The organism is Bradyrhizobium sp. NAS80.1 (assembly GCF_001908205.1).
Lineage (GTDB): Bacteria > Pseudomonadota > Alphaproteobacteria > Rhizobiales > Xanthobacteraceae > Bradyrhizobium.
The window spans coordinates 32,343-45,910 of sequence record NZ_LGHL01000146.1; the positions used below are offsets into that span (position 1 = coordinate 32,343).

General features: G+C 64.5%; 12 protein-coding genes. 10 read left to right on the top strand and 2 right to left on the bottom strand.

What is annotated here, in order from left to right:
• The first annotated feature begins 29 nt into the window (after nt 1–29).
• The gene (locus tag AC629_RS30450; protein WP_084808544.1) at nt 30–221 is read left to right on the top strand and encodes a Trm112 family protein; all 192 of its coding nucleotides are present in this window, start codon (nt 30–32) and stop codon (nt 219–221) included.
• A 198-nt stretch (nt 222–419) separates the two neighbouring features.
• Here the strand turns inward: AC629_RS30450 and AC629_RS30455 are convergent, their stop codons facing one another.
• Complete coding sequence (locus AC629_RS30455; RefSeq protein ID WP_084808545.1) at nt 420–1,640, bottom strand: ubiquinone biosynthesis hydroxylase; 1,221 nt, start codon at nt 1,638–1,640, stop codon at nt 420–422.
• 164 nt (nt 1,641–1,804) lie between these two features.
• Between AC629_RS30455 and tesB the strand changes: the two genes are divergently transcribed.
• Complete coding sequence (tesB, locus tag AC629_RS30460; RefSeq protein ID WP_084808586.1) at nt 1,805–2,668, top strand: acyl-CoA thioesterase II; 864 nt, start codon at nt 1,805–1,807, stop codon at nt 2,666–2,668.
• Nucleotides 2,669–2,707: 39 nt separating this feature from the next.
• On the opposite strand, the gene AC629_RS30465 is transcribed toward tesB, so the two are convergent.
• Complete coding sequence (locus AC629_RS30465) at nt 2,708–3,601, bottom strand: DUF4339 domain-containing protein (protein WP_084808546.1); 894 nt, start codon at nt 3,599–3,601, stop codon at nt 2,708–2,710.
• A gap of 240 nt (nt 3,602–3,841) precedes the next feature.
• Between AC629_RS30465 and AC629_RS30470 the strand changes: the two genes are divergently transcribed.
• The 8 genes from AC629_RS30470 (at nt 3,842) to AC629_RS30505 (ending at nt 13,310) form a co-directional block, all read left to right on the top strand.
• Entirely contained in the window at nt 3,842–4,180 is a 339-nt protein-coding gene (locus tag AC629_RS30470) for a P-II family nitrogen regulator (protein ID WP_074117937.1), read from the top strand.
• A gap of 75 nt (nt 4,181–4,255) precedes the next feature.
• Nucleotides 4,256–5,557 (top strand): ammonium transporter, encoded by a 1,302-nt coding sequence (locus tag AC629_RS30475; RefSeq protein ID WP_084808547.1) that lies wholly within the window; start codon nt 4,256–4,258, stop codon nt 5,555–5,557.
• Nucleotides 5,558–5,868: 311 nt separating this feature from the next.
• Nucleotides 5,869–6,207, top strand: a complete 339-nt coding sequence (locus AC629_RS30480; protein ID WP_084808548.1) for a P-II family nitrogen regulator — start codon at nt 5,869–5,871, stop codon at nt 6,205–6,207.
• Nucleotides 6,208–6,245: 38 nt separating this feature from the next.
• Nucleotides 6,246–7,694, top strand: coding sequence for an ammonium transporter (locus tag AC629_RS30485; RefSeq protein WP_084808549.1), 1,449 nt, complete (start codon nt 6,246–6,248; stop codon nt 7,692–7,694).
• 218 nt (nt 7,695–7,912) lie between these two features.
• Nucleotides 7,913–8,317: a GFA family protein gene (locus tag AC629_RS30490; protein WP_084808587.1), complete on the top strand. Its 405-nt coding sequence runs from the start codon at nt 7,913–7,915 to the stop codon at nt 8,315–8,317.
• Between the two features lie 373 nt (nt 8,318–8,690).
• The gene (locus AC629_RS30495) at nt 8,691–9,905 is read left to right on the top strand and encodes an aminotransferase class I/II-fold pyridoxal phosphate-dependent enzyme (protein WP_084808550.1); all 1,215 of its coding nucleotides are present in this window, start codon (nt 8,691–8,693) and stop codon (nt 9,903–9,905) included.
• A gap of 9 nt (nt 9,906–9,914) precedes the next feature.
• Nucleotides 9,915–12,401: a DNA translocase FtsK gene (locus AC629_RS30500; RefSeq protein ID WP_084808551.1), complete on the top strand. Its 2,487-nt coding sequence runs from the start codon at nt 9,915–9,917 to the stop codon at nt 12,399–12,401.
• Between the two features lie 153 nt (nt 12,402–12,554).
• The gene (locus tag AC629_RS30505; RefSeq protein WP_084808552.1) at nt 12,555–13,310 is read left to right on the top strand and encodes an outer membrane lipoprotein carrier protein LolA; all 756 of its coding nucleotides are present in this window, start codon (nt 12,555–12,557) and stop codon (nt 13,308–13,310) included.
• The last annotated feature ends 258 nt before the right edge of the window (nt 13,311–13,568 follow it).

Sequence of the window (13,568 nt, forward strand, 5' to 3'; positions counted from 1 at the left end):
CTAGAGGCAACCGATCGCCGGAGACCACAATGAACGCCGAACGCCCCGAAAACAGTGTCGACCCCAAATTGCTGGAGATTTTGGTGTGCCCACTGACCAAGGGCCCGCTGGAGTTCGATTCGGCGCGGCAGGAGCTGATCTCGCGCAGCGCAAAGCTCGCCTATCCGATCCGCGACGGCATCCCGATCATGCTGCCGGAAGAAGCGCGGAAGATCGATTAGGGAACCAGCGGCGGCGATAGCCGCGCAACAATCTCGGTGTCGTCCCCGCGAACGCGGGGACCTATAACCCCAGGGCACGGTTGTGGCGCGAGACTGATAACCACGAGTCCTCGCCAAACATCTCCCTGTGGTTATGGGTCCCGGATCAGCGCTTCGCTTGTCCGGGACGACGGTGGAGAGTGGGGCACCAGCGAGAGCTTACAACGCCTCGCCCTTCAACAGCCGCGGCACCTCGCCCGTCAACCCGGCGGCCTGGCGGATGAAAAGGTTCTTCAGCGGCGGGGCGCGATCGACGATGCCGAGCCCGATGTCGCGGACGGTGCGCAGCAGCGTCGAGTGGTTGGAGAACAGGAAGTTCAGCGAGTTGGTGGCAACGCCCATCGCCATGGTGTCGAAGCGGCGCCAGCGCTGGTAGCGTTCGAGCACGTCGGCCCCGCCGATATCCATGCCGAGCCGCGCGGCATCGACGACGACTTCGGCCAGCGCGGCGACGTCTTTCAGCCCCATGTTGAGACCCTGGCCCGCGATCGGGTGGATGACATGCGCGGAATCGCCGACCAGTGCGAGGCGTTCGGCGATGAAGGATCGCGCCACGAAATAGGACAGCGGGAACGCGCGCGGCTTGTCGAGCGCCTTCAGCTCGCCGAGATGCAGGCCGAAGCGCTGCTCGAGCTCGCTGTGAAATTCCTCGTCGCCGAGCGCAATGATGCGCGCGGCCTCGCTGCGGCGCTCGGTCCACACCAGCGAGGAACGTTTTCCCGAGAGCGGCAGGATCGCGAACGGACCTGCGGGCAAAAAGTGTTCTTCGGCGCGGCCCTCGTGATCGCGCTCGTGGCCGACGGTGACGACGATGCCGGACTGGTCGTACTCCCAGCCATGGGTGACGATGCCGGCGCGCTCGCGCAGCTTTGACCTCGCGCCGTCGGCCGCGACCAGCAGGCTCGCGGCAATGACGCTGCCATCGCCCAGCGTCACGTCGATGCCGTCGCTACGCGCGTCGTAAGACGACACGGCGGTCGCGCGCAGATCGATGCCCTCGGCTTCAGCGCGTACCACAAGCGCATCGATCAGACGGCGGTTCTCGACCATATGCGCGAAGGGCTCGCCGGGCGCGACATCGCCGGCAAAATTCAAAAACACGGGGCGGGTGGCGTCTTCCAGCTTGGAATCGGTGACGACCATGTCGAGGATCGGCTGCGCCTCGCTCCTGACGCCGTCCCAGGCGCCGATCGTCTCGAACAGGCGGCGGCAGGCGGCCACGATCGCAGTGGCGCGCGGGTCGCGGCTCGGGCGTGCGCTGAGCGCCGGATCGGCGACGATGACGGGAATCTCGGGTCCGAGCCCCTGACGCAGCGCCAGGGCCAGAGCCAGGCCCGCAAACGCGCCGCCGCCAATGACAATGCTACCCTGTACCGACATACCCAAAATTCCTGCCAAGCTTCCTGCCAAAATTTCCGGCTAACTCTTGGTCTTGCTAGCAGACTTGAGCTGGGCGAAACAGTGCGGTGAAACAAGGGCGGAAAGCCCCCATTGTGTCATTCCGAAGCAGCGAGCCCGGAATGACGAGGCGAAAGCTGAATTCCATGTCCAAAAGCCTGATCGACCTCATCGCGATCCTCGACCTCGAACAGCTCGAGGTGAATTTGTTCCGCGGAAACAGCCCGAAGACGAGCTGGCAGCGGGTGTTCGGCGGCCAAGTGATCGGGCAGGCCATGGTTGCGGCCTGCCGCACGGTCGAGGGCCGGCTGCCGCATTCGCTGCATTGCTATTTCATCCTGCCGGGCGATCCTCAAATCCCGATCATCTACCAGGTCGAGCGCTTACGCGACGGCAAGAGCTATTCGACCCGCCGCGTCACGGCGATCCAGCACGGCAACGCGATCTTCTCGATCATGGTGTCATTCCACGCCGACGAGCAGGGCTCCTTCGACCATCAGGAGAAAATGCCCGACGTGCCGCCGCCGGAGAAGCTCACGGCGGAGGAGGTGGCCAAGCAGCCGATGTTCCGCGAGATGCCGGACTTCATCCGCCGCTACTATGAATCCGATCGCCCGATCGAGCTGCGCCCGGTCGAGCTCGGCCGCTATTTCGGCCAGAAGATCGACGACGGCCGCATCAATGTCTGGATCAAGACCGCGGCAAAGCTGCCTGACGATCCGGCGCTGCACATGTGCGCGCTCGCCTACGCGTCGGATTTCTCGCTGCTGGACGCAGTGATGGCGCGGTACGGCCGCACGCTGTTCGACAAGCGCATGATGCCGGCCAGCCTCGACCACGCAATGTGGTTTCACCGCCCGTTCCGCGCCGACGAATGGCTGCTCTACGCGCAGGATTCGCCGAGCGCACAGGACGGCCGCGGCTTGACGCGCGGCCTGATCTTCAAGCCGGATGGCACGCTGGTGGCCTCCGTCGCGCAGGAAGGCTCCGTGCGCGAGCGGAAGGCCTGACGCCCAAAGCGCGAGTTCATCGCGCTCAAGGTTTCCGGATCATGCCCGGACGGAGCCGCGCGGAGCGAGCTCGGTCTGCGACCCAAACCAGTTCATGATCCAGCGATACACCCACGGGATCGGGATGATGAAGGCGCACAGGATCGCGGCCACGATGCCGCGCCAGAGAATCTCAAGGCCACTGCCGTTGAAAAGGATTTCGCGCCTTGTGCCTTCGATGCTGCGGCAGAACCAGCGCATCTGGGCCGCGGCGACCCAGGCCCAGCCGATGATGGTGATGATCGAGATCGCGAACAGCAGATTCCAGCCGATATAGGCCCAGACCGAGCCGGTGAAGCTCAGCCCGAGCGGCTGCCCGTTGGAAGCGAGGTTCGCAACCATCCATTTGATCAGGAGCCAGTAGAGAACGATCTGCGCGATGAACAGCAGGTTGCTGAGCAACTGGCTGCCGATGAGGCTGATGACGATCGCCAGAACGATGAAGCCGAAAAACCAGGGCACCAGCGCCATCGCATTGCCGGTGAAGCTGAGATTAGGCCGCCCCGGGACATTCACGCAGGGCACGATCCATTTCGTGTACCAGACGAACACCCACGGCACCGGGATGATGAAGCACATGCCGATCAGCATCACGATGCTGCGCCAGGTGAACTCGATGATGTCGAAATCGACCGAAATCGATCCTCCGCTGCCGCTGCCGCCGGCATAGCCACCGGCGCCCATCATCGGCGGGCCGCCGGCCGGCATCATCGGGGGCGCACCGCGGCCGCCGATCAGGCCGGGGATTTCGGCGGCCTTCTGCCAGCCGGCCATGCCCTCAGACCACACCAGCGTATCCGGGCGTACAATTCCCTGGGCGACGAGGTCACGGAATTGCCCTTCCGGATAGGGCCCCTGTTGTTTGCCCTCGGATGCGTAGAACCAACTCGCCATGAAGCGTCCCCCTTAAACATACTTATGTACCGGCCGGGACGCTTCGGTTCACTGCATCCATGCCAAAAATGCATTGTGAGGGATCAACGGATGCCCTGTACAGAGGCGGCTGTTCACGTGGCCAAGCGTTTTTCCGCTTCTATCCGCGAGTTTTTTTATGCCATTTGCCCGGAAAGATGTCAGATTGACGCAGCGCCGGAGACATGCGGCGAGGCGCATTCCCGGGGAATAGGCCTGACCATGAAACTCGTCGTCGCGATCATCAAACCCTTCAAGCTCGATGAAGTCCGCCAGGCGCTGACGGCGATCGGCGTCCACGGCATGACTGTGACCGAGGTGAAGGGCTATGGCCGCCAGAAGGGCCACACCGAGATCTATCGCGGCGCCGAGTATGTCGTGAACTTCCTGCCGAAGCTGCGCATCGAGATCGCGGTTGCCTCCGACATCGCCGACAAGGCCGTCGCCGTGATCACCGCCTCCGCGCGCACCGGGCAGATCGGCGACGGCAAGATCTTCGTCACGCCGATCGACCACGCGCTGCGCATCCGCACCGGCGAAACCGACAGCGACGCGCTCTAAATACCGTCTTCTTCGATCGCACCGGGCAACGACGCCCCGGCGCGCGTTGCAATCACTGTGCTTGGGGGAAACGACATGGCGGGATTGTTGCGCCGCGTAGCCGCTATGGCTGTGCCCGTCGGATTTGTGTCCGTCATAACTTCGCCGGCGTATGCCGCGGCATCCGAGATCAGCGCCGCCGACACCGCCTGGATGATCGTCGCCACCGCGCTGGTGCTGATGATGACGATCCCGGGGCTTGCGCTGTTCTATTCCGGCATGGTGCGCAAGAAGAACGTGCTCGCGACAATGGCGCAGAGCCTCGCGGCAGTGACGCTGATCTCCATCCTCTGGGTTGCGTTCGGCTATTCGCTCTGTTTCGTCGGCGATGGCCCGTGGATCGGTTCGCTCGATCGCTGGTTCCTGGCCGGCATGACCATGGACAGCATCAATCCGGCGGCGAAGACGATCCCGGAATCGCTGTTCATGCTTTATCAGATGACGTTTGCGATCATCACGGTGGCGCTGGTCGCGGGCTCGGTCGCGGACCGGATGCGGTTCTCCGCCTATCTGTTGTTCTCGGTCGCCTGGTTCATCTTCGTCTACATTCCGCTGGCGCATTGGGTGTGGGGCGGCGGCTTCCTCGCCAGGGCGGGCGTGCTGGATTTCTCCGGCGGCCTTGTCGTGCATCTGTCGGCCGGCACCGGCGGCCTCGTCGCGGCCAAGGTGATGGGGCGCCGTCACGGCTACGGCACCGAAAATCTCTCGCCGTTCGATCTCTCGCTCGCGGTGATGGGCACGGGCCTGTTGTGGGTCGGCTGGTTCGGCTTCAACGGCGGCTCGGCCGGCGCAGCCAATTCGCGCGCGGTGATGGCGATCATCGCGACGCATCTTGCGGCCTGCTCCGGCGCCGTGACCTGGGGCGCGATCGAATGGTCGACCCGCCGCAAGCCCTCGGTGCTGGGCATGATCTCGGGCGCGGTCGCCGGCCTTGGCACCATCACGCCGGCCTCGGGCTTCGTCGCACCCTGGCATGGTATCGTCATCGGCGTGATAGCGGGCCTCGTTTGCTACTGGGCCTGCACCTGGCTCAAGCACCGCTTCAACTATGATGACTCGCTCGACGTGTTCGGCGTCCACGGCATCGGAGGCCTGACCGGCACCCTGCTCGCGGGCGTGTTCGCAACCAGCGCCATCGGCGGGACAGCTGGCTTGCTCGAAGGCCACCCGCGGCTGCTGGCGGCCCAGTTCTATGGGGTCGCCGTCACCTTCATCTGGTCGGCTGGGGTGAGCTTCGTTCTGCTCAAGCTGGTCGCCCTGTTCGTTCCGCTGCGCGTATCCCGCGAGCAGGAGCTGGAGGGTCTCGACATCACCCAGCATGGCGAAGCCCTGCAATAAACGACTACACTATATAATTACCTTCTAGCTGCCCGGCACATGAGCAACATTGTGTCGGCAGCCTGTCGTGCTCGCATTTTGAGCAGATATGGTCACGTTTTGAGCGCGGCGGAATGGCGCACTGCGCCGCAACACTCGTCGAACGCGAAAATACCCGTTTTCATAGTCCGTTAGGCAACGCGCCCGATCTGGCACGGCATTTGATTCTAGGGGTCCTGGCTGTGCCCCGCGTAGTGAAAAATCTCCCTCGTGGCGAACCAGTCAAGAACGCCCGGCCACGTCCGGACCGGGCCCAAGCGGGGATAGGACCCATGAAAATTGTTATGGCGATCATCAAGCCATTCAAGCTGGAAGAAGTCCGTGACGCCCTGACCGCCATTGGCGTTCACGGTCTCACGGTGACGGAAGTCAAGGGATACGGCCGCCAGAAAGGCCATACGGAAATCTATCGCGGCGCCGAATATGCCGTGAGCTTCCTGCCCAAGATCAAGGTCGAGGTCGCTGTCCCCTCCGAGCAGGTCGACAAGACCATCGATGCCATCACGTCCGCCGCGAAAACCGGACAGATCGGCGACGGCAAGATCTTCGTCATCAACCTCGACCACGCGGTTCGCATCCGCACCGGCGAGGCCGATGCCGCGGCCCTTTGATTTCGCGCTCAACCAAAATCCAATCAGGAGTGAATGAAATGACGTTCAAGCGTCCCTTTGGCGCGGGACTGGCGGCCCTCGCAGCCGGCATGTTCGCTGCGACCGCGGCCTACGCCGAGCCGACGATCAACAAGGGAGACAACGCCTGGATGCTGACATCGACAGTGCTCGTGCTGCTGATGACGATCCCGGGTCTTGCGCTGTTCTACGGCGGCCTCGTCCGCTCCAAGAACATGCTCTCCGTTCTGATGCAGGTCTTCTACACCGTCTGCGTCGTCACCGTGATCTGGGCCGTGTATGGCTACAGCCTCGCGTTCACCGGCGGCTCCGACTTCATCGGCGGCTTCTCCAAGGCCTTCATGATGGGCGTCACCACCGACTCGAAGGCCGCGACCTTCTCGGTCGACGCCAACATCTCGGAGCTCGTCTATGTGTGCTTCCAGATGACCTTCGCGGCAATCACTCCCGCCCTCATCGTCGGCGCCTTCGCCGAGCGCATGAAGTTCTCGGCGATCGCTCTCTTCATCCCGCTCTGGGTCACGCTGATCTACTTCCCGATCGCGCACATGGTCTGGTACTGGCCCGGCCCGGACGCGATCCAGGATGCGGCCAAGGCTCTGGCTGCCGCGGGTGATGCGGCGGCGAAGACCGCGGCGCAGGCCAAGCTCGACGAGATCAACGCCGACGCCGGCTGGATCTTCAAGAAGGGCGCAATCGACTTCGCAGGCGGTACCGTCGTGCACATCAACGCCGGTATCGCAGGTCTCGTCGGCGCTCTCCTGATCGGCAAGCGGGTCGGCTATGGCAAGGAGCTGATGGCTCCGCACTCGCTGACCATGTCGATGATCGGCGCCTCGCTGCTCTGGGTCGGCTGGTTCGGCTTTAACGCCGGCTCCAACCTCGAAGCCAACGGCGGCGCTGCGCTCGCCATGACCAACTCGTTCGTCGCCACCGCAGCCGCCGCGCTGTCGTGGATGTTCGCGGAATGGATCGTGAAGGGTCACCCGTCGGTGCTCGGCGTCATCTCCGGCGCTGTCGCGGGTCTCGTGGCGGTCACGCCTGCCGCCGGCTTCTCCGGTGTCATGGGTGCGATCGTCCTCGGCCTCGTGGTCGGCGTGGTCTGCCTGTTCTTCTGCACCGTCGTGAAGAACGCGCTCGGCTACGATGACTCCCTCGACGTGTTCGGCGTGCACTGCGTCGGCGGCATCGTCGGCGCCCTCGGCACCGGCATCCTGGTCAATCCGGCTCTCGGCGGCGCGGGCATCATCGACTACACCGCGATCCCGCCCAAAGTTGCCGATTATGACTTCGCGGCGCAGATGATCTCCCAGATCACGGCCGTCTGCACCACGCTGGTGTGGTCGGGCGTCGGCTCGGCGATCCTCTACAAGGTGGTCGATGTGATCGTTGGCCTCCGCGCCAATGTCGAGAGCGAGCGTGAAGGCCTCGACATCACCGAGCACACCGAGCGCGCCTACAACATGTAACTCTCCTCCCGGCCGCGATCTCTTCGGGGATCGCGCCCACACCTACGGTTTGGGCACATACCCGGCAATGCCCCGACCGTTGAGGGGCTCCAGCGCAAGCTGGAGCCCCTTTCTTTTTGAAGGAATCTTTTTGACCGGCGCGCCAAAGAAAGGGATTGCCATTCCAGATTGCCGGCGCAGAAATATCGACCACAACAAACAACAATTGGGAGGTCGTCATGCGTTTGGAAGGCGGGTGCTATTGCGGAGAAGTTCGCTACGTGGCCGAGGGCGATCCGATGATGCAGGCGCAGTGTCATTGCCGCGAGTGCCAGTACATCTCGGGCGGCGCGCCCAACACCTTCATCGCAATGCCGGCGGCCGGCTTCACCTATATCACCGGACAGCCCAAGCAGTTCACACGCAAGGACCTCGCCCGCGCGGTCACGCGCGAATTCTGCGCCGAATGCGGCACGCACCTCGTGACCAAGGTTCCGGGCCTCCCCGCAACGGTCCTGAAGGTCGGCACGCTGGACGAACCGGCGCAGTTCCATCCACAAATGGCGATCTACACCTGCGACAAACAGGAATTCCACGCGATCCCTGCGGGCATGGCGACATTCGACAAGCTGCCGGGGCGCTAGGGCAGCGCACTCACCTCGCAAAGCTCGTCATGCCCGGGCTTGTCCCGGGCATCCACGTTCTCCGGGCGAGCGGGAAAGGTCGTGGATGGCCGGGACATAGGCGAGCGGAAGCGACGCCGTCCTTCGGACGGCTATGCCCGGCCATGACGATGCTGACGGCACACACCGCCCCGGTCTGACGTCGCGCTATCGGGAACCGACAGTCCTCGCCGAAGGGCGCATCCCGTTGTTATCCGGCCTAATTATTCCGCTCTGGACGGGCCGGCCGGCCGATGGTTAATCGCGTCTTAACCTCGCCCTATCTATGGTGAACTGAACCGCTTCCCGCCGGTGCCTTCGTGCCGGCAGTTCCAAGAGTGCTGGCGCCCAACGAATGGCTATGACCGCTTCATCCCTCGCGCCGCAGGGCGGTGGAAGCTCCGATAACGAACGCTCGCCCTTCGTCCGGCTTAACGAGCTGCTGGCACCCCATCAGCCGGGTAAGCCCTTGATTTCGCTTGCGGTCGGCGAGCCTCAGCATCCCGTGCCTGACTTCGTCGGCCCGGTGCTGGCCAGGCACATCGCCGATTTCGGCCGCTACCCGGCGAACCAGGGCACCGAGCCGTTCCGCAAGGCGGCGGGCGCCTGGCTGTCATCGCGCTTCAAGCTGCCGCGGCCGCTCGACCCCCAGAACGAGATTCTGGTTCTCAACGGCAGCCGAGAGGGGCTGTTCTTCGCGGCGATCTCGGCCGCGCGCTATGTCGGCCCGCGTCCCGGCAAGCCCGCCATCCTGATGCCGAACCCGTTCTATCCGGTCTATGGCGCCGGCGCCCGCGCGGCGGCTTGCGAGCCGGTCTATCTGCCGACCACGGTCGAAAACGGCTTCCTGCCCGATCTCGACGCCATCGACGAGGCGACGCTGGCGCGCACGGTGGCGTTCTATCTGGCTTCACCCGCCAATCCGCAGGGCTCGGTCGCCTCGCCCGACTATTTCAAGCGATTGAAGCAGCTCGCCGATCGCTACGGATTCGTGATCCTCAGCGACGAGTGCTACTCGGAGATCTACACTCGCGAGGCGCCGGGCAGCGCGCTGGAATGCGCCGGCCCCGACTTCACCCGGGTGGTCGCGTTCCAGTCGCTGTCGAAGCGCTCCAACCTTCCGGGCATGCGCGTCGGCTTCGCCGCCGGCGACAAGAAATTCATCAACATGTTCCTCGAGCTGCGCAACGTCGCAGCTCCCCAGGTGCCGGCGGCGCTCCAGCATGTCGCGACCGCTGCTTACAGCGACGAGGCGCATGTAGAGGAGAACCGCAGGCTCTACCGCATCAAGTTCGATCTCGCCGACCAGATCATCGGCAACCGCTACGGTTATCGCCGGCCCGACGCGGGCTTCTGCGTCTGGCTCAATACGTCCGAGATCGGCGACGACGTGTCCGTGACCCTGAGACTCTTCAAGGAAGCAGGCGTGCGCGTGGTGCCCGGCAGCTATCTGGCGCGGCTCCAACCCGACGGCTTCAATCCCGGCGCAGGCTATATCCGCCTTGCGCTGGTGCAGGACGGTGAGACCACGGCGCAAGCGCTGCACCGGCTGGTCGAGACTCTGGGTTAGGCGAGGCCCATGAGCATGTCGGCAATCGAACGTGTCATTCCCCTGGTGGGCCATCTGCCGCCCTCGATCCGCGAGGGGCTGGCGCGGCGTATGCGCGAGCTCACCGGTCTCGGCCTGATCACGCTGTCCGGCGTCGCCTCGGCGGCGCTGATGACCTGGTCGGTGCAGGATCCCAGCCTCAGCCACGCGACCTCGCGGCCGATCCGCAACATTCTCGGTTATGCCGGCGCAATCGGCGCCGACCTCGCGATGCAGATCCTTGGGCTCGGCGCGATCATGCTGGTCCTGACGGTCGCAGTCTGGGGCTGGCGCATGATGACCCACCGCCCGTTCGACCGCGAGGCGCTGCGGCTCGGCGCCTGGATTCTCTGCACGGTGATCGCGGCAGGCTTTGCGAGCTGCTGGCCGCATGGCGGCGCCTGGCCGCTGCCGACCGGTCTCGGCGGCGTGGTCGGCGATGCCCTCGTGCGCGCGCCCGCGGTGATCTTCGGGCCGCCGGGCATGATCTATCGCATGGTGCTCGGCGTCATCCTGTTCGTCGCGATGGCCGTGACCTTCCTGATCGCCTGCGGCCTCGGCGCTCGCGAGCACGACGAAGAGCTCGCCGAGATCGAGGATGACGATAAACCGCTCGACGAAGACGAGGAGAGCGATCGCGGCTCGGTGTCGCTGGGCTGGCTGTTCCACGCATTGATGAGCACCAAGGCGCGGCTGATCTGGCTGCTCGGCGCCGCCTACCGCACGCTGGTCTCGAGCGGACCGAAGACCAAGGCCGCTGCGTTCAGCCGCCAGGAGCCGAACCTCGGCGGCGGCCGCACCGCGCCTTCGATCTCGCCGCAGTCCGAAGACGAAGACTACGAGGACGAGCACGAGGAAGCGGAAGACGAGGAAGAGGAGGAAGAAGAGGAGGAGGAGCCGGCCGCGCGCACCCCGCGCAAGAAGGCCGCGCCGAAAGCCGCCTCCAAGAAATCCTCCGACAAGTTCGATCTTCCCTCCGTCTCAATGCTGGCCGCACCGAAGGCCGGCGATCGCCAGCCGCTCAGCAAGGCCGAGCTGGAAACCAATTCGCGTTCGCTCGAAGGCGTGCTGCAGGACTTCGGTGTGCGCGGCGAGATCGTGAAGGCCAATCCGGGCCCCGTGGTCACGCTGTACGAGCTGGAGCCGGCGCCCGGCATCAAGTCCTCGCGCGTGATTGGCCTCGCCGACGACATCGCCCGCTCGATGAGCGCGCTGTCGGCGCGCGTCGCGGTCGTGCCCGGACGCAACGCGATCGGTATCGAGCTGCCGAACGCACATCGCGAGAAAGTCTATTTGCGGGAATTGCTGGTGGCAAAGGAGGCGACCGACACGGTCGCAAAGCTGCCGCTCTGCCTCGGCAAGACCATCGGCGGTGACCCCGTCATCATCGACCTCGCCCGCACGCCGCACATGCTGATCGCCGGCACCACCGGCTCCGGCAAGTCGGTCGCGATCAACACCATGATCCTCAGCCTGGTCTACCGCCTGCGCCCGGACCAGTGCCGGCTCATCATGGTCGATCCGAAGATGCTCGAACTTTCCGTCTATGACGGCATTCCCCATCTGCTCACACCCGTCGTGACCGACCCGAAGAAGGCGGTGGTCGCGCTGAAATGGGCCGTGCGCGAGATGGAAGAGCGCTACAAGAACATGGCCAAGCTCGGTGTGCGCAACATCGACGGCTACAATACGCGCCTGCTCGAAATGAAGGCCAAGGGCGAGGAGCCGACGCGCACGGTGCACACCGGCTTCGACAAGGAGACCGGCAAGGCGATCTACGAGGAAGAGAAGCTCTCGCTGGAGCCGCTGCCCTACATCGTCATCATCGTCGACGAAATGGCGGACCTGATGATGGTCGCCGGCAAGGACATCGAAGGCGCGGTGCAGCGCCTCGCGCAGATGGCGCGCGCCGCGGGCCTGCATGTGATCCTCGCGACGCAGCGTCCGTCGGTCGACGTCATCACCGGCACCATCAAGGCCAACTTCCCGACCCGCATCGCCTTCCAGGTGACCTCGAAGATCGACAGCCGCACGATCCTCGGCGAGATGGGCGCCGAACAGCTGCTCGGCCAGGGCGACATGCTCTACATGGCCGGTGGCGGCCGCATCAGCCGCGTGCACGGACCTTTCGCGTCGGACGAGGAAGTCGAGAAGGTGGTGCGTCACCTCAAGACGCAGGGACAGCCGGAATATCTCGAAGCCGTCACGGCCGAAGAGCCCACCGAGGACGAGGACGGCGCGGTGTTCGACGCGACCGGCATGGGTGCGGATGGCGGCGGCGACCTGTTCTCGCAGGCGGTCGCCATCGTCAAACGCGACCGCAAGGCCTCGACCAGCTACATCCAGCGCCGCCTGCAAATCGGCTATAATCGCGCCGCATCGCTGATGGAGCGCATGGAACTGGAAGGCATCGTCGGACCCGCCAACCACGCCGGAAAGCGCGAGATTCTGGTCGAGGAAGAAGACAGCCATATGTGAGGCGAGGGGCCTCTAAACATAATTTCATGCAAATCGATATCTGCTTTTGCCCGAAATCACGGTAAAAAAGGGCGCCCAACCACACAGGACGACCCGTTGATCAGAGATCCGGACATTCGATTCGCTGCCACCATCGCTGCGCGAAGCGCGCGCATGGCCGGCGTGCTTCTCGTCACCGCCGCGATGGTGACCTGTGCGTCGGTCGCGCAGACTGTGCCGGTGCCGAAGCCCGCGCCGAAGGGCCGCGACGGCGGGGCGTCCGCCGGGGGGCCCGCTGTCACCGGCGCAACGCAGACACCGCCGAATCCGATCATCCCGGATCCGCGCCGGAACGTGCCGAGCAGTATCTTCCAGACTTTCGATGCCAACCAGAAGGCGCAGGCGGCCAAAGTCAGCGCCTATCTCTCTTCCCTTCAGACGCTGGTCGGGAATTTCGTCCAGGTCGGCCCCGACGGCAGCAAGACGCAGGGCGATTTCTACATCCAGAAGCCCGGCAAGGTGCGCTTCGAGTATGACGCGCCGAGCCCGATCGACATCGTCGCCGACGGATCGTCGCTGGTGGTGCGCGATCGCAAGCTCGCGACGCAGGATGTCTATCCGCTGTCGCAGACGCCGCTGCGCTTCCTGCTGTCCGACCGCATCGACCTGATGAAGGACACCAACGTCGTCAACGTCTCGGCCGACGACCTCTTCGTCAGCGTCACCATCGAGGAGAAGCAGGCGCTGGTCGGCACCAGCCGGCTCTTGCTGATGTTCGGCGCCAAGGACGGCCAATTGAAACAGTGGACCGTCACCGACCCGCAGGGCTACGACACCACGATCGCGGTCTACAATCTGGACTCGAGCAAGAAGCTCGATCCCAGCATGTTCAAGATCGACTTCACCAACTACGGCCCGTCGCCGGGCTAGGCTCTCGTGTCCCGGACGCGACGCAGCGCGTAAAGCGCGTTCACGCGCGTCTGTGACGCGCTATGGCGGTGCGGCGCAGAGCCGGGAGCCAGAATGCCGCAGATGGGCCGCGGCTCTGCTGCGCGTCACTTCGTGCCGCCCAGCGTCCGGGGCACGAGAGATTGTCGTGGACGGACAGCCGTAGGGTGGGCAAAGCGGAGCGTGCCCACCATTGCTCCCAAGCATGAAAAGACGGTGGGCACGGCGCTCTGCGCCTTT